Origin of the sequence: Adlercreutzia muris, from assembly GCF_008831045.1 — a bacterium.
Lineage (GTDB): Bacteria > Actinomycetota > Coriobacteriia > Coriobacteriales > Eggerthellaceae > Adlercreutzia > Adlercreutzia muris.
Window position 1 is genome coordinate 1 of the sequence record NZ_WAJS01000027.1, and the last position, 16249, is coordinate 16249.

A 16249-nucleotide genomic window follows, 5' to 3' on the forward strand; every position below is an offset into this window, starting at 1 on the left:
GGGGGGGGCTTACTTGTAATCTTCCACGTTCTTCGACGAGCTGCCCGTGGTGTTGCCGGCGTTGCGCAGCTCGAAGCCGAAGCGCACTGTGTCGTCTCCGAAGCGGTCGCGCAGGGCGTCGGTGGCCCGCAAAAGATCGCGGCGCTTGGTCGCGTCCCCGATGAGCGGTGCGGCCTCGGCCCTGTCCTCCCCGAACGCGCTCCCATCGAAGAGGCTCTCCTGCACCACCGCGTCCGCATGGAAGTTACTCACGGCCACGCCGAGCAGCCGCACCCGGGCCCCGGGCAGCCAAATGTCGTCGATCATGGCATGGAGCAGGGGGATGAGGGCGATGTCGTCGTCGGTAGGGGCGGCCAGCGACCGCTGCACCGAGTGGGTGGTGCGGTCGGCGAAGCGCACCTTGATGGCCACGGTGCGCCCGGCGAGCCCCTTGCGCCGCAGGCGGCGCCCCACCTTGGCGGCAATGGTGGCCAGGGCCGCCTCGATATCGGCGCGCTCGGTGAGATCCTCGGCGAAGGTGACCTCGTTGGAGACCGACTTCACCGTGTCGTCCTCTTCCACGGGCGAGCAGTCGCGCCCGAGGGCCCGATCGCGCATCATCTCGCCATTCTTCCCGAACACGCGCCGCAGCAGCGACCCGTCGGCGGCCCCCATCTCTCCCAGGGTGCGCACGCCGGCGGCGAGGAGGGCCTGCTCGGCCGCAGCCCCCACGCCGCTCATGGTGCGCACGGGCAGCGGTCCCAGGAAAGCCCGCTCGGTGCCCGGGTACACCACGGTGAGCCCCCGGGGCTTGTCACGGTCCGAGGCGATCTTCGCCACGGACTTGGTGGCCCCCACGCCGATGGAGCAGGTGACTCCGAGGGCCGCCACCCGCTCTTGGATGCGGCGGGCTATGCGCACGGGATGCTCGGTGTTCACGGCGGTGGGGGTCACGTCCATGAAGGCCTCGTCGATGGACACCTGCTGTACACGGGGCGTCTCGTCGCGCAGGATGGCCATAATGGCCGCCGACACCTGGCGGTAGCGGTGGAAGCTGCCGTGGGTCCAGATGGCATCGGGGCACAGCGACCGCGCGAGCGAGGCGGCCATGGCCGAGCGCACGCCGAAGGCCCGGGCCTCGTAGGAGCAGGTGGACACCACCCCGTGGGCGTGCGGATCGCCGCCCACGATGACGGGCTTGCCCCGCCAGCCGGGGTGGTCGAGCTGCTCCACCGAGGCGAAGAAGGCGTCCAGATCCACGAGCAGGATGGCCGGGCCCTCCCAGGGCGGTAGGGGAATGTCGTCGAAATCTTCCATGGCCCCATTGTAGCATCGAACAGCCGTTCTAGTGAAGGGGATGGCGAAAAAGAAGCGGCCCCGATCCGCGGCTCCCTGGGGAGGAGCGGATCGGGGCCGCCTGCGCCGGTGGAAGCGGGCGAGGGAAGGCTAGCGCTGGCTTGCCAGGAAGAACAGGGCCATGGTGCCCGGGCCCGAATGGGCGCCGATGACCGGGTCCACCCAGTTGATCATGATGTCGGTCACGCCGAAGCGCTCGCGCACCAGGCCGGCCACGTACTCGGCGTCCTCCAGGCAGTCGCCGTGGGTGATGTAGACGGTCTGGTCGGCCACGGGCGCGTCGGCGGTCTGCTCCATGTGGTCCACGAGGGCCTTGAGGGACTTCTTGCGGCCGCGCACCTTCTCCAGGGGAATGAGGTGCCCCTCGTCATCCACGTGCATGACCGGCTTGATGTTGAGCATGGTGCCGGCCCAGGCCGCCGTGCGGGACACCCGGCCGCCGCGGAACAGGAACATGAGGTCGTCCACGGTGAACCAGTGGGCCAGGTGCAGCTTTTGATCCTCCACCCAGTCGCGCACCTCGGCCAAGGAAGCGCCCCCTTCGCGCATCTTCGCCGCGTAGGTGACGAGCAGGCCCTCGCCGCCGGAGGCCGCCAGGGTATCCACCGAGGTCACGGTGCGCTCGGGGTAGAGCCCGGCCAGCTCCGACAGGAGCAGCTCGATGGCCTGGTAGGTGCCGGAAAGTCCGCTGGAGAAGCCGAGGTAGAGCACGTCGTCGCCCGCTTTCAGCAGGGCCTCGATGGTCTCGCGGGACTCTTGCAGGTTCGGCAGCGACGTGGTGATGACCTTCCCCTCGCGCATCATGGCGTAGAACTGGGCGAGGTCGGTCTTTGCGCCCTTCAGGTAGCTGCGGTACTCCTCGCCGTCCACCATGAAGGTAAGGGGCAGGACGGACAGGTCGAACCGGTCGATGACCTCCTCGGTGAGGTTGCTCGACGAGTCGGTGACGATGGCAAAGCTCATGGATGCTCCTATCGGGGTTTCGGTTCCGCTGTCTCCTGCAACGGCCCGTTTTGTCGCTGGCGCTATTCTAGCCCATGGACAGCTCGCCGCAAGCGGGGAAAGGGGCAGGAATTGAAACGGTAACCTTCCCGCTCTTTGTTGGGGCCGCGCCCGGCCGGCGGCCTCGGGGTTACGGTGCGGCCGGCGGCATTGGGCTCGCGGTGCGGCCGGCGGCCACTTCTCAGAATCGGGCGGCGCGGCCCCGCTCGAATCGGCCCCGCCCCGGCCTCGCCTCGGGCCCGCCCGCGGTTTTTCCGCGCAGGGGAGGGTGGCGGCTGTTCACGGCGGGCGGCCTGTGGCGTATACTTGACCAGTTACCCATACGGGCCCCGCGTGCGGGCCCTGACCGATACGCTGGAACCCGGACGAGAAGGATAGGGAATCAAGGTGGCAAACAACTACAAGGACACGATGAACCTGCCGCAGACCGATTTCGCCATGCGCGGCAATCTGCCCGAGAAGGAGCCCAAGCGCCTGGAGGTCTGGCGCGAGATGGATATCTACCGCCGCGTGCTCGAGAAGAACGCCGACGGCAAGCCCTTCATCCTCCACGACGGGCCTCCCTACGCCAACGGCCCCATCCATATCGGCCACTCCTTCAACAAGATCCTCAAGGACTTTGTAGTGAAGAGCCACGCCCAGCGCGGGTACTTCACTCCCTACATCCCCGGCTGGGACTGTCACGGCCAGCCTATCGAGCACATGGTGGAGGTGACCATCGGCCCCGAGCGCATGGCCGAAATCAGCCAGCCCGAGCTGCGACAGCTGTGCCGCGAGTGGGCCGAGAAGTACGTCGATATCCAGCGCGAGGGCTTCAAGCGCCTCGGCGTGAACGCCGACTGGGAGCACCCCTACCTCACCTTCATCCCGAACTACGAGGCCGGCAACGTGGAGGTGTTCAAGGACCTGTACCTGAAGGGCTCGGTCTACCGCGGCCGCAAGCCCATCCACTGGTGCACCCATTGCCACACCGCCCTGGCCGAGGCCGAGATCGAGTACGGCGACGAGGTGTCGCCCTCCATCTATGTGAAGTTCAAGCTGGACGCCATGCCCGGCGTCTTCGAGGCCAACGGGGCCGCCGGCGAGGCCTTCCTGCTCATCTGGACCACCACCCCCTGGACGCTGCCGGCCAACACCGCCGTGTCGCTGGCCCCCGAGGCCGACTACGTCATGGTCACCACCGCCGACGGCAACCTCATCATGGCCAGGGAGCTGGTGGAAACCGTGGCCGAGGTGGCCGGCTGGGAAGACTACGACTTCGTGCGCGATGGCGCGGGCGAGCCGGTGGCACTCAAGGGCAAGCAGCTGTTCGGCCTCACCTACACGGCACCCGTGCGCCATGACATCACCGGCACGGTCATCTACGGCGACCACGTCACCCTGGACACCGGCACCGGTGCGGTGCACACGGCTCCCGGCCACGGCCAGGACGACTACCTGGTGGCCCTGGAGTTCGACATTCCGCTGCTCATGCCCGTGGACGACAACGGCGTGTTCACCGACGAGGCCGGCCAGTTCGCGGGCCTGTCCACCGACGAGGCCAACCCGGTCATCATCGGCTGGCTGCGCGAGCAGGGCACGCTTGTGGCCGAGAAGAAGATCAACCATTCCTACCCCCACTGCTGGCGCTGCCATGAGCCGGTCATCTTTCGCGCCACGGACCAGTGGTTCGTGTCCATGGACAAGAACGCCCTGCGCGAGGACGCCCTGCGGGCCATCAACTCCGAAGTGAAGTGGGTGCCGGCCTGGGCGAAGAACCGCATCGGGTCCATGGTGGCCGAGCGTCCCGACTGGTGCATCTCCCGCCAGCGCAGCTGGGGCGTGCCCATCCCCGTGTTCAAGTGCGCCAAGTGCAACAGCACGGTAGCCACCGAGGCCACCTTCGATGCCGTCATCGAGCTGTTCAACACCAAGGGGGCCGACGCCTGGTTCACCATGGAGCCGTCCGAGTACCTGCCCCGGGGTACCAAGTGCGAGGCCTGCGGCTGCACCGAGCTGGTGCCCGAGAAGGACATCCTGGACGTGTGGTGGGAGTCCGGCGTGTCCCACACGAGCGTGTGCCGTCATCGCTCCGCTGAGGGTCTGCGCTTCCCGGCCGATTTGTACCTGGAGGGCTCCGACCAGCACCGCGGCTGGTTCCAGTCGTCGCTGCTCACCTCCATCGGCGCCTACGGGGTGCCGCCCTACCGCTCGGTCATGCACTGCGGCTTCACCGTGGATGAAGAGGGCCGCAAGATGTCGAAGTCCTTGGGCAACGGCATCGATCCGGCCGAGGTCTGCGACAAGTTCGGCGCCGATGTGCTGCGCCTGTGGGTGTCCTCCTGTGACTACTCCCAGGACGTGTCCATCTCCGACGGTATCCTGAAGCAGGTGTCGGATGCCTACCGCCGTTTCCGCAACACCTTCCGCTTCCTTTTGGGCAACCTGGACGATTTCGGCCCCGCCGACTTCGTGGCCTGGGACGAGCTTGAGCCCATCGACCAGTGGCAGATGGTGCGCACCGTGCAGCTCCTGTCCGAGGTGGAGGCGTCCTACGAGGCGCTGAAGTTCAACGGCGTGTACCGTGCGCTCTACGACTACGTGAACGACCTGTCGGCCGTGTACATGGATGTGACCAAGGATCGCCTCTACGCCGAGGCACCCGCATCGGCGCGCCGCCGTGCCGTGCAGACCGTGCTCATGAACATCCTGGAGGTGCTCGTGCGCGTGATGAGCCCCATCCTGTCGTTTACCACCGACGAGGTGTGGGACCACTTCCCGCCGGCGTTCCGCGCCGAGGAGGGCCGCGCCCTCTCGGTGCAGCTGGCCGGCTGGCCGCGCCCGACCGACTTCGCGCCGGCCGTGCCTGCCGAGGGCGCCGCGACCGTGGCCGCCTTCGAGGAGATGATGGCCGTGCGCGAGGTGGTCACCAAGGCCCTGGAGGACGCCCGCGCGGCGAAGATCATCGGCAAGAGCCAGGAGGCCGCCGTGGTGGTGTGCGCCCCGGCCGCCGTGGTGGCCACGGCCCGTACCTTCGATGCCGCCGTGTTCGAGGAGCTGTTCATCGTGGCCTCGGTTACCTTCGAGGAGGGGGCCGACGACGAGGTGTCCGCCGCGGTGACCGTGGCCGCGGGCGAGAAGTGCCCGCGCTGCTGGAACATCCGCACCCTGGGCGGCAACCCGGCGCACCCCGATGTGTGCGAGCGCTGCGGTAACGCCCTGGACGTTTTGGGCTACGAGGCCGAGTAAGTGGCGGTCGGTGCGGACAAGCGGCCGCTGCGGGGCCGCAACCTGATTCTGTTCGCCGTGGTGGCGGTGCTGTGGCTCGGGGCCGACATCGCCACCAAGGCCTACTTCAACGGCTTTCCCGCAGGCTCGGTCGTGGCCGGGCCCTTCCTGGGGCTCGTCCAGTTCCGCGTGGCCCACAACACCGGGGCGGCCTGGGGCATGTTCGGGGACTCCACCTTCGCTTTGGGGGTGCTCTCCCTGGCGGTGTGCGCGGCCCTGACCGCCTATCTCATCCTCGTGTCCCGGCGGGCGAGCGTGATCGAGGTGCTGGGGGGCGCCCTCATCGTGGCCGGCGGCCTGGGCAACGCCCTCGACCGCTTCACCCTGGGCTACGTAGTCGACTTCATCGACACCACCTTCATCAGCTTCCCCACGTTCAACGTGGCCGACATCGGCGTTACCTGCGGCTTCGTGCTGTTCTTCGCGGGTATGCTGTGGTCTATGCGCGGCGACGGCGCCTCGACTGCCACGGGCGCCCCGGCTCCCGCCCGTGGCGAGGAAGGTGAGTAACATGGCCCGCTCCCTTTGCCACATCGTCGGCGCTGACGACGCGGGCTCGCGCCTGGACGCGCTCTGCGCCGCCCAGGGGCTCTACGCCTCGCGCTCGGCCGCGGCCCGGGCCATCGAGGAGGGCCGGGTCTTCGTGAACGGCGCGACGGTTTCCAAGAAGCACGCCGTGGCCGTCGGCGACACCATCGTCTACGAGGCCGATGACGAGCCGGAGTCCGTCGTGGTCTACGGCGAGCCCATCGATCTTGATATCCGCTACGAGGACGATGACGTGCTCGTGCTGTCGAAGCAGGTGGGGCTCGTGTGCCACCCGTCGGTCGACCATGCCCACGGGACGCTGGTGAACGCGCTCATCTGGCATTGCGGCGAGGAGAACCTCTGCAACGTGCAGGGGGAAGAGGCCGATCGTCTCGGCATCGTGCACCGGCTCGATCGCGACACGAGCGGGCTCATGCTGGCGGCCAAGAGCGACGAGGCCGGTCGCGAGCTCATGGCCCAGATCCAGGATCGCGCGGTGGACCGCCACTACCTTGCCCTCGTCCACGGTATCGTGGCTCACGACACCGGCATGATCGACGCTCCCATCGCGCGATCGGCCGACGAGCGCTGCCGCATGGCCGTGCGCGACGTGCCGAGCGCCCGCGAGGCCATCACCACGTTCCGCGTGCTGGAGCGCTTCGAGGCCGGGCCCAAGGACGACGGCTACAGCCTCATCGAGTGCAAGCTGTTCACGGGCCGCACCCACCAGATCCGCGTGCACATGCAGTACACGCGCCATCCCATTGTGGGGGATCCGGTCTACAACGCCCACGGGCCCCGGGACGGGCGGGCCCAGCTGGGCCTGGGCCGCCAGTTCCTCCATTCCTACAGCATCGGCTTCGAGCATCCCGTGACCGGCGAGCCCCTTGCCTTCGCCGACCAGCTGCCGGCCGACCTGCGCAAGGCGCTCGATAGCCTGGCCGACCGTTCGCTGGGCGTGACCGAGGCCGGGCGGGAGGTGGCCGCGCTCATGGAGACGGCGCCGGCGCCCTCGGTGGAAGGGGAGGTGCCCCGTGCCTAGGAAGAAGACCGCCCCGCCTTCCCCCAAGGTGGGCGTCATCATCGCGAATACGGGCACGCCCGCCGCCCCCACCCCCAAGGCGGTGCGCAAGTACCTGGGGCAGTTCCTCATGGACCCGCGCATCTGCCCCATGCCGCGGCCGGTGTGGTGGCTGCTGCTGCACACGGTCATCCTGGGCAAGCGCTCCCGCGCTTCGGCGGAGAAGTACCGTGCCATCTGGACGGCGGCTGGCTCGCCCATGGCCGTGGCCTACGAGGCCCTCGAGCGGGGCCTGGCCGACTACTATGCCGAGCAGGGCGCAGCCGTGGAGGTGCGGGCGGCCATGAGCTACGGCAAGCCCACCTTGAGGCAGGCGGTGCGCGAGCTGAAAGAGGCCGGATGCACCCGCATCGTGGCTTTGCCCATGTACCCGCAGTCGGCCCTGTCCACCACGGCCTCGGTGGCCGACGGGCTGGCCCGGGCCGTGCGCCGCGCCCATTTCAAGGGCGAGGTGAGCTTCGTCGACAACTATGGCGAGAACCCCGTCTACGTGCGGGCCATCGCCGCCTCCATCCGCAAGGCGGGCTTCTCGGAGGAGCGGGGCGATCGGCTGTTGTTCTCCTACCATTCCATACCGCTGAAGGATATCGAGGCGGGGGATACCTACGAGCTGCAGACCGGGGCCACCTCCCTGGCCGTGGCCGGCGAGCTGGGGCTCGACCGCCGGAGCTGGACCATCAGCTATCAGAGCCGCTTCGACAAGGGCCGCACGTGGCTCGCGCCCTTCACGCGACCGACTCTCGTGCGCCTGGCCAGGGCCGCCGAGGAGGGCAGCCGCCTGTTCGTGGTGTGCCCGAACTTTGCCGTGGACTGCCTGGAGACCCTCTACGACGTGCCTCGCGAGCTGGAGCCGATCTACCGAGCGGCCCTGGCCGGCGAGATCGTGGATGCCGACGAGGAGCCCGGCGCCCTGGAGAACACCGGCACGAGCGCCGCCCGCTGCGACGCGCATCTGGAGGCGCACCGCGATGTGGCGCGCACCGTGCGCATGAAGCGCGCTGCCGAGGATTTCCGCCGCGGCGCCCATCGTCAGATTGCCGATGACGAGCCCTTCGTCTACGTGCCGTGCCTCAACAAGTCGCGGGCCCATCTGAAGGTGCTCGCCGCCGTGCTCGCCCCCTACGTGGACGAGGGCTCGGCGGGGGAGCGAGCGGCCAGGTAGGCGTCCAGCTCCTCTGCCTTGGAGAAGCCGCTGAGCAGATCGCGGGCCACCCGCAGGGCGCGCTCGGATAGGTCGGGGCGGAAGACGAAGTGGGATGCCATGGACAGCGGCGCGTTCACGAGGGGCCGGCGGCACACTTCATCGGTCGTCAACTCGCGGGCGTAGGTGGTCTGGATGATGAAGCACTGGTGGCGGCAGGACACCTGGGCCAGCATGAGGTTGCGGTCGTGGAGGATGGACTCGCTCAAGATGCCGTGGTTCCGGAAGATGGTCTCGTAGAGCCGCCCCTTGTAGGGACTCGTCTGCACGACGGTCTTGCCGCGCAGGTCGCGGGCGAAGTCCACCGTCGCCTTGCGGGCGAGGGGGTCGTCGCAGCTCAACAGCACTGAGAGCGTGTCGTCGGCGAGCTTGATGGAGGGCAGTCCCAAATGGTCCGGCGGTCGGATGGTGATGGCGCACTCGAGGTCTCCCACGGCGATGGCCTCCCAGAAGGCGTCGTGGTCCCCGTCGACGATCTCGATGCGCAGTCCCTCGTCTTCTTCGAAGCGCGAGAGCAGCAGTCGCTTCTGGTCGTAGCCCACGAACATGCTGAGCAGCCCCACCCGCACCGTCTCGCACCCATCGCCCTCCAGGGCGCAGATGCCGTCCAGGCACGCCTCCCAGGCCCGGTCCTCCTCTTGCAGGTGGCGCAGGAGCGCCTGGCCGGCCCGGGTCAGTTCCACGCCGTGCTTGCCCCGGGCAAACAGGGTCGCACCCACGGCCCGCTCGAGCCCGCGCATGCTGCGGGAGAGCCCTTGGCGCGACAGGTAGAGGCTCTCTGCGGCCTTGGTGATGTTGCGCGTCGCGCAGAGCGCGTAGAAGTAGCGCCGCTGCTCGGCGCTCAGGCGAAACGGTGTCATGGTCTTCCTCCCTCAGGTCATGGCGGGCGCCGGGCAGCTGCCGGGCCCTCGGGGCCAAATATAGGAGAAGTGTCCCCGCCGCGCAAGCGGGCGCGGGGCCCCTCGGGCCCTCGGCTGCAGCGAGGCGTTGCCTCGATATGGCCCTGATCAGGGAAGACGGGAAAGCGCAATGGTCGATGTTGCGCATGACGGCCCCAAAGTGTTTCTTTTCGATGCCCGGACGGCCCCCTATAGTCTTTTCCGTCGCCGGGCAGAGGGCCCGGCTTGGAAGAGAAGGGGAGATGATGGGAAACCTCACTCGCAGAGACGTACTGAAGGGCCTGGCATTCGGGTCGATGGCCCTGGCCTCGGGCGGCGCCCTGGCCGCCTGCGCTCCGGCCGCCGGGGGAGCCTCCGGTACCGACGGCGCATCGACGGGACAGGGCACGGCGCTGCGCTATGCCAAGCGTGCGTCGGAGGTGGCCGGGCGCACCGCCCTGGAGACCGATGTACTCGTCATCGGCGGCGGCGGGGCGGGGCTGTGCGCCGCCCTGGCTGCGGCCGAGCAGGGCGCGGGCGTTATCCTGTGCGAGAAAACCTCGGCCCTCGGGGGCGCGACGACGCTTTCCAGCGGCAAGATTCCCGCCGTGGGCACCGCCCAGCAGCTCGCGAAGGAGGATGGCGACAGCATCGGCGCCTGCGCCATGGACATCATGCGGCCGAGCAACTACAGCGTCCGCCCCGATTTGGTGTACACCGTGGTGGAGCAGTCCCGCGACATCGTGGAGTGGACCGAGGGCCACGGGGCCGTCTGGTCCGTGGACGACGCGCTCTACTTCGGCCAGACCGCCTACCGCATGCACACCACCGAGGGCGCCGGCGCGGGTCTGACCGACGCGCTCATCGCCAGCACGGAGGCCGATAGCGCCATCGAGACGCTGCTCTCCTGCGAGATGCAGGGGCTCGTGCTCGACGACGAGAGCGATGCGGTCGTGGGCGCCTGGGGCAAGAACGGCTCCGAGGAGATTGCCATCTTCGCCGGCAACACCGTGCTCGCCACGAGCGGTTTCGCCAATAACCCCGATATGCTCGAGCAGTACTGCCCCGAGGCCGTTCCCGCCGTGAAAGTGGTCGCCCCCGGCGCCACCGGCGAGGGCATCCTCTGGGCCGCCGAGCTCGGTGCCGACCTGCAGAACATGGGCGCCTACCAGGGCCACGCCTTCCACGGGGTGGACAACGACAAGACCCTGGAGCAGGGGGTGGCCAACAACGGCGGCATCATCGTGAACCAGGACGGCAATCGCTTCATGAACGAGTACGGCGGCTATTCCGAGATGTCCCCCCATGTGCTCGCCCAGCCCGATGGCATCGGGTATTTGTGCTTTACCGATCTGCAGCGCGAGCAGAGCAAGAAGTTCGCGGAGTGGGAGGAGGAGGGCATCATCTTGCGCGGGAATGACGTATCGCAGCTGGCAGCCGCCATCGGCGCCGATCCCGCGAAGCTCGAGCGCACCGTTTCCGACTACCAGAAGGCCATCGGTGCCGGCATGGACAAGTTCAACCGCTCCCATCTGCCCGCCAGCTTCGAGCCGCCCTTCTACGCGGTGAAGCTCACCGGCGAGATTCGCCACACCCAGGGCGGCATGGCCACCGATGTGGCCGGCCATGTGCTGCGGGCCGATAAGAGCCTCATCGAGGGGCTCTACGCCGCCGGCGGCTGCACCGAGGGGTTCTCTTCCCGCGGCGGCGCGGCCTATATGAGCGGCAACGGCCTCATCCAGGCCCTCGTATTCGGCAAGATCGCCGGTACGGCCGCCGCTACCGAGACCCGGGGCGAGGCTTCGCTCTCAACCTGGGAGAAGTCTGCTGCCGACGCCTACCTCTAGGCTCCTCGCCTCCCCGCTTTGCCGCCGGCCCCGGCCCTTCCCCGGAAAGGGGCCGACGGCGTTTTTTGGAGCCCCCTGTTGGAATCTTTCCCCCCGATCGCGCCCCGGCCGCGCCGGAGGGCCGCACCGTGCATCCCGATGCGCCCCGCGACCGCCCTGACCGTCGCGCGCTGCCCGTGTGCATTCCCCACAACCTCTCCCGCCAGGTCAGGCCTTGCCTTCCCGGTCGTGCTACAATGCCCCCTACGCTTGTACCAACCAGGAGGTTTCCCCATGCTCTCAGAGCGCTTGCTCACCACCGTGGTCCGCTCCATGACCGACAAGACCTTGGCGCTGCACCCCGTGCCCACGGGCACCCTGCCCGATCCGGTGCCGGGACGTGCCTACACGCTCTATGTGCACGTGCCCTTCTGCGAGCGCTTGTGCCCCTACTGCTCGTTCAACCGCTTTCCCTATCGGGAAGAGCGGGCGCGCACCCATTTTGCGGCCCTGCGCGAGGAGATGCACCTTCTGAAGGAGAAGGGCTACGACTTCGAAAGCGCCTATATCGGTGGGGGCACCCCCACGGTGGACATCGACGAGCTGTGCGAGACCATCGATTACGCCCGTGATCTGTTCTCCATCAAGGAGATCAACTCCGAGACGAACCCGAACCACCTGATTCCCTCGTATCTGGAGAAGCTCAAGGGCCGCATCCAGCGTTTGTCGGTGGGCGTGCAGTCCTTCGATAACGAGCTTCTGCGCCAGATGGATCGCTACGAGAAGTACGGCAGCGCCGAGGAGATCTTCGAGCGCATCGGCGAGGCGGCGCCGTACTTCGAGTCGCTCAACGTGGACATGATCTTCAACTTCCCGTCCCAGACCGAGGACATCCTCATCAACGACTGCGAGAAGATCGCCACCTGCGGCTGCCATCAGACCACCTTCTCGCCGCTGTACCAGTCCCACGCCACCACGCGCAAGATGGAGAGCGTGCTCGGGCGCATGGACTACGACAAGGAGCGGCGCTTCTACCACATCCTCGACGAGATCTTGAACGAGGGCGACCGCCCGCTGTTCGAGCGGCGCACTCTGTGGACCTTCAACCGCCTCGACGAGAATTTGCGCCGTCGCCAGAACCTGGAGGTGGACGAGTACGCCGTGGCCTACGAGGAGTGCGTGGGCGTCGGGTCGGGCTCCATCACGCATTTGGGCGACAACCTGTTCGTGAACACCTTCAACCTGGAGGAGTACGCGCAGATCGTGGGGGAGGGACGCCTGCCGCTCATGGGCTGCACCGACCTGCCGCGCCGCGATCTTATGCGCTACAAGTTCCTGCTGCAGCTGTACAGCCTGCGCTTCGACAAGCGCGAGTTCGTGCGCGACTTCGGCGTATCGGTGGAGCGGGGACTGCCCGTGGAGATGGCCTTCATGCGGGCCAACGGCGCCTTTGCCACCGACAACGACGAGGAACTGACGCTTACGCGCGCCGGCCGCTACCTCACCGTGGTGCTCTACCGCCAGTACCTGGCCGGCCTGAACAACCTGCGCGAGCAGGCGCGCAGCGAGCTTACGGGCCTGGAGCACGACCTTTTGTTCGGTGACGGCACCGAAAGGTAGCTTCGTGCGAGCACTCTCTGCAAGAGTGGACAAAAAGCCCTCGAGTGAACCCGTAGGGGGCTCTGCGGACGTGTTTTCAGGCCTCGGAGCGCCTGAAATATACGTTTAGCATTGGTTTCGAGCGCGTTTTTGGCCGCCATGCAGCTTTGGGGAGCTCACTCGAGGCCTTTTTGTCCACATCGGGCGAAAGTGCTCTCGAAGCTGCGGGGCTCCCGTCCTGGCATTTTCCCCTGCAGAGGTCAGGAGCCGTTTTCAGGCGCCTCCTCCGCACATCTCGACGAGCTCCTTGCGGGAGTGCACGCCGCACTTCACGTAGATATGCTGGATGTGGGCCTTCAGGGTGCCCGGCGCGATGAACAGCTCCTGCTCGATCTGGGGATTGGTCTTGCCGCTGGCGATGAGGCGCACGATCTCGTCCTCGCGGGGGCTGAGGTGATAGGCAACAGACACCGCGTCGCAGCGGCTGGCAACGGCCTCGGCGCGCCGCCCCTCCTCGGCCAGGTCGTCAGTTTCCAGCAGGCGGATGCCCCAGCGGCTGGCCAACTCTTTTCCCGAGAGCAGCATGAGGGTGCTCGCCAGCACGAGCATGACCACGGCGGCGGTGATGACGATGGACTGCACGCTCGGGGCCAGGCCGCTTGTATCGAGCAAGTCGGCGCAGGAGCCGCCCCAGATGGTGAACAGGGAGTTCACCCGCATAATACCCGTGAGCGCGATGATGGCGATGCCCATGCGCTTGGACAGGTCGTAGAACAGAAGCGATATGAGCAGGGACATGAGGGTCATGCCCATGGAGATGAGGTAGCCGGCCGCCGTGGTGCCCAACAGCCCCTCGGCGGGAATGAGCAGAAGTCCGCAGATCATGAGCAGCAGCGGCGAGCGGAACAGCGCGCTGACGCTGAAGCGGTTCGAGAAGAAGTAGACCACGACGAAGAAAGCGCCCATAACCAGGGCCGTTGACAGCGACGAGTGCACACCTGCGCCCTCGGGCAGCTGATGGGTGCGCAGGCCGTAGGCGAAGGCGTAGATGCACAGCACCACGAGCGGCTTCACCGGGAAGGAGAACTTCGGATAGGCCTTGGGCGCCAGATCGCGGGCGGGAAGCTGTCGGAAGGCGAGCACGAGGCTTCCCACGGAGATAAGGGGCAGAAGCACGAGCGCGGCGGCGAGCCGCTTGGCATCCAGGCCTTGGCACAGGTAGGTGAGCGGGACGGCGATGAAGCGGGAGGCCGCCGTGTACAGGGCGATGCGCATGAGGCTTAAGGGCACGATGGCCTCGTTGTACATGAGGAGCATCGCGCAGAATCCGAAGGCGCCGAGCACGGCCGCCGCAAGGCCCAGCCCTCCGGCAAGGGAAGGGGCGGTCGGGGCCGCGATGATGCACAGCGAGGCAGCGAGCATGGCGGCGCATGCGGCCGGTTTGGCCCAGGGGCGGCCGTGCAGGGGCGCGAGGCGACGGGCGAAGACGGTGACGGCGATGCCGAGGGCCGCGTACACGTAGTCGAAGACCATGTGGGGGTCGAGGGCAAGTGCCGCCGGTGCGCCTGCGGGCGCTGCGAAGGTGAGGGTCATCCAGGTGCGGGCGCAGCCAAGGGCGAACAGATAGGGAATCATCTGCTCCAGGTTGTCGATGGGCCGGATGCGATGGCTGTCGAATCGTATCTTCATGGGGTCATTATACCGAGTTGCGCTCATGACGCCTCTGTTCGTTGCGAGGGGCTGAATAGACGCACTGCAGGCCAGCGATCCGGGCGGGGAGGAGCCGGGAGTCGCTGGCCTGGGGGGGAGGGCGAGTGTGCTAGAGAGACGCGACGTAGCGGCCGGTCACGTAGCCCGATGTGATGGCGCGGCCGACGGACAGACCCTCGATATCCATAGGATAGTCCACGCCTCCATAGAACTGACCTGAAGCGTTGCCCACGGCGAAGAGGCCCTCGATGGGCGTGCCCTCGGCGCTCAGGCACTGCTGGTTCTCATCGACAACGAGGCCTCCGAGCACGGCGGGCACGGAGTTGGTGCCTCGGGGCACAGCGAAGAACGGCCCCTGTTCGATGGGGGCCAGGTAGTCGGCGCGCTTGCCAAACTGACTGTCAACACCGGTGGCGCACAGCTCGTTATAGGCTTCGATGGATTCCACGATGGTCGTCTCATCAATGGGATCGATACCCCATTCCTCTTCCGCCATATAGGCGTTGATGTTCGCGGCCAGCTCGGCAAAGGTTTCTCCCCGTATGAATTGATCGTCGGTGGGCACCTTGCGGGTACCGACGGTGAACTTCACCTCTTCGGGGTAGGTCGCCGCCCATTCTTGGCCCAATGCGTTCCAGTTCGCCGGCATGATGGTGAAGAACTTCGCGGCCATGGGGTTCTCGAAGCTGTACTCTTCCAGATAGGGGCGCATGAGGTTATTCAGGTAAGCGAAGGACAGCACTTCGTTCATGAATCGCTTCCCGTGGATATCCAAGTTCAAGAAGGGCATTTCCAGACGCGTGAGCGAGCCGCCGCCGTGGACCATCTTCGAGTGGTTCACCGGGGTCATTTGGGCGCCGGCCCAGATGCCGGCCATCATGCCCATGCCGTCGCGGAAGGGGCTCATGGTCTTGAAGCCGCGCAAGTCGGGGCAGTAGTAGTCGCGCATTTCCTGGTTGCCGGAGCAGTCGCCCGAGGCGAGGATGACGCCCTTGGCCGCTTTGAACAGCACGTTGCCCTCCTCGGTGGAGCAGATGACGCCAGCCACCCGATCGCCTTCCTTGTACAACTGCACAGCGGGGGAATCAAAGAAGAACTGCGCTCCATCCTCGGCGAGCGCATCACAGATGACGAGAGCCGCCGCGTTGTGGGCACCCTCCACGTGATTATAGGTATTGGCATGGAGGGAATAGGGGCAGCCGTTGTACTCTCGGTCGGTATCGAAGGGCTTAGATTCCACGCCGCGAGTGGCGGCGGTATCGGCCCACCAGGTTACGGCCTCATAGGAGTTGCGCGCCCAGGCCTCGATGAGTTTGCGGTTGGATCGATGGGCGTTCTTTTCCATGAGGAATGCCACGCAGGCCTGGATGCCGGCCTCGTCGGTTTTGGTAGTGTCTACCGAGGCGCCCATATTGCCTGTGCTTTGAGCCGTGCCGATGTTCTGCACGCAGGCAACGGTGGCGCCTTCTTCAAGGGCCGTATGCACTGCGGCCAGCCCCGACTCGCCCGCGCCCACGACGACGATGTCGAACTCGAGGGTATCGACGAAGTCGGTGATGGGTTCGGGGGCCGCGAGGAACTCCGGCAGACCGGCGTCGGCGGCACCGGTCTCAGCCAAATCGGCCGACTCGGCAGGCGTCTTCGGCGCGCAGCTGGCGAGAGCGCCGGCCCCCATAGCGCCTGCAGCCGCAAGGCCGGTGAGTTTGAGCAGATCGCGACGGGTTACTTCCATAGTTTCCCTCCTTGGAGATGGGCGGCTCGAGCGGGCCGCATTCCCTATGCGCCCGGTGCGGAAAGCCCCCGGCTTTTCTTATGCTGGCCG

The 16249-nt window shown here is 67.0% G+C and carries 11 protein-coding genes; 6 read left to right on the forward strand and 5 right to left on the reverse strand.

Annotated features, from left to right (window positions below; genetic code table 11):
• Window positions 1-9: 9 nt before the first annotated feature.
• Both dinB and F8D48_RS08630 read right to left on the reverse strand, forming a co-directional pair.
• On the reverse strand, window positions 10-1296 hold the full coding sequence (gene dinB / locus F8D48_RS08625) for a DNA polymerase IV (protein WP_151431260.1): 1287 nt from the start codon (window positions 1294-1296) through the stop codon (window positions 10-12).
• Between the two features lie 129 nt (window positions 1297-1425).
• A complete protein-coding gene (locus F8D48_RS08630; RefSeq protein ID WP_151431262.1) occupies window positions 1426-2298 on the reverse strand; it encodes a DegV family protein in 873 nt (290 codons plus the stop codon).
• 426 nt (window positions 2299-2724) lie between these two features.
• On the opposite strand from F8D48_RS08630, the gene ileS reads away from it, so the two are divergent.
• The 4 genes from ileS to hemH are packed head-to-tail and all read left to right on the forward strand — an operon-like array spanning window position 2725 to window position 8375.
• Complete coding sequence (gene ileS, locus F8D48_RS08635) at window positions 2725-5565, forward strand: isoleucine--tRNA ligase (RefSeq protein WP_151431264.1); 2841 nt, start codon at window positions 2725-2727, stop codon at window positions 5563-5565.
• Window positions 5566-6114, forward strand: a complete 549-nt coding sequence (gene lspA / locus F8D48_RS08640) for a signal peptidase II (protein WP_135969885.1) — start codon at window positions 5566-5568, stop codon at window positions 6112-6114.
• A gap of 1 nt (window position 6115) precedes the next feature.
• Window positions 6116-7174 (forward strand): RluA family pseudouridine synthase, encoded by a 1059-nt coding sequence (locus F8D48_RS08645; RefSeq protein WP_151431266.1) that lies wholly within the window; start codon window positions 6116-6118, stop codon window positions 7172-7174.
• Window positions 7167-8375: a ferrochelatase gene (gene hemH, locus F8D48_RS08650; protein ID WP_205717368.1), complete on the forward strand. Its 1209-nt coding sequence runs from the start codon at window positions 7167-7169 to the stop codon at window positions 8373-8375. Before F8D48_RS08645 ends, hemH begins: the two co-directional genes overlap by 8 nt.
• Here hemH and F8D48_RS08655 read toward each other — a convergent pair.
• Window positions 8333-9274, reverse strand: coding sequence for a LysR family transcriptional regulator (locus tag F8D48_RS08655; protein WP_151431268.1), 942 nt, complete (start codon window positions 9272-9274; stop codon window positions 8333-8335). The genes hemH and F8D48_RS08655 overlap by 43 nt on opposite strands.
• Window positions 9275-9558: 284 nt before the next feature.
• On the opposite strand from F8D48_RS08655, the gene F8D48_RS08660 reads away from it, so the two are divergent.
• Together F8D48_RS08660 and F8D48_RS08665 are read left to right on the forward strand one after the other, a co-directional pair.
• The gene (locus F8D48_RS08660; protein ID WP_151431270.1) at window positions 9559-11139 is read left to right on the forward strand and encodes an FAD-dependent oxidoreductase; all 1581 of its coding nucleotides are present in this window, start codon (window positions 9559-9561) and stop codon (window positions 11137-11139) included.
• A gap of 273 nt (window positions 11140-11412) precedes the next feature.
• Window positions 11413-12738, forward strand: a complete 1326-nt coding sequence (locus tag F8D48_RS08665) for a coproporphyrinogen III oxidase family protein (protein ID WP_151431272.1) — start codon at window positions 11413-11415, stop codon at window positions 12736-12738.
• A gap of 252 nt (window positions 12739-12990) precedes the next feature.
• Here F8D48_RS08665 and F8D48_RS08670 read toward each other — a convergent pair whose 3' ends face one another.
• Entirely contained in the window at window positions 12991-14433 is a 1443-nt protein-coding gene (locus tag F8D48_RS08670) for a helix-turn-helix transcriptional regulator (RefSeq protein WP_151431274.1), read from the reverse strand.
• Window positions 14434-14536: 103 nt separating this feature from the next.
• On the reverse strand, window positions 14537-16159 hold the full coding sequence (locus F8D48_RS08675) for an FAD-dependent oxidoreductase (protein WP_151431276.1): 1623 nt from the start codon (window positions 16157-16159) through the stop codon (window positions 14537-14539).
• Window positions 16160-16249 lie beyond the last annotated feature (90 nt).

What these genes read in the sequence shown, in the direction of transcription:
- F8D48_RS08655 (WP_151431268.1), bottom strand. Translation starts at nt 9,274, where the DNA reads ATGACACCGTTTCGCCTGAGCGCCGAGCAGCGGCGCTACTTCTACGCG.
- F8D48_RS08675 (WP_151431276.1), bottom strand. Translation starts at nt 16,159, where the DNA reads ATGGAAGTAACCCGTCGCGATCTGCTCAAACTCACCGGCCTTGCGGCT.
- F8D48_RS08665 (WP_151431272.1), top strand. Translation starts at nt 11,413, where the DNA reads ATGCTCTCAGAGCGCTTGCTCACCACCGTGGTCCGCTCCATGACCGAC.
- dinB (WP_151431260.1), bottom strand. Translation starts at nt 1,296, where the DNA reads ATGGAAGATTTCGACGACATTCCCCTACCGCCCTGGGAGGGCCCGGCC.
- F8D48_RS08660 (WP_151431270.1), top strand. Translation starts at nt 9,559, where the DNA reads ATGGGAAACCTCACTCGCAGAGACGTACTGAAGGGCCTGGCATTCGGG.
- F8D48_RS08630 (WP_151431262.1), bottom strand. Translation starts at nt 2,298, where the DNA reads ATGAGCTTTGCCATCGTCACCGACTCGTCGAGCAACCTCACCGAGGAG.
- F8D48_RS08670 (WP_151431274.1), bottom strand. Translation starts at nt 14,433, where the DNA reads ATGAGCGCAACTCGGTATAATGACCCCATGAAGATACGATTCGACAGC.
- F8D48_RS08645 (WP_151431266.1), top strand. Translation starts at nt 6,116, where the DNA reads ATGGCCCGCTCCCTTTGCCACATCGTCGGCGCTGACGACGCGGGCTCG.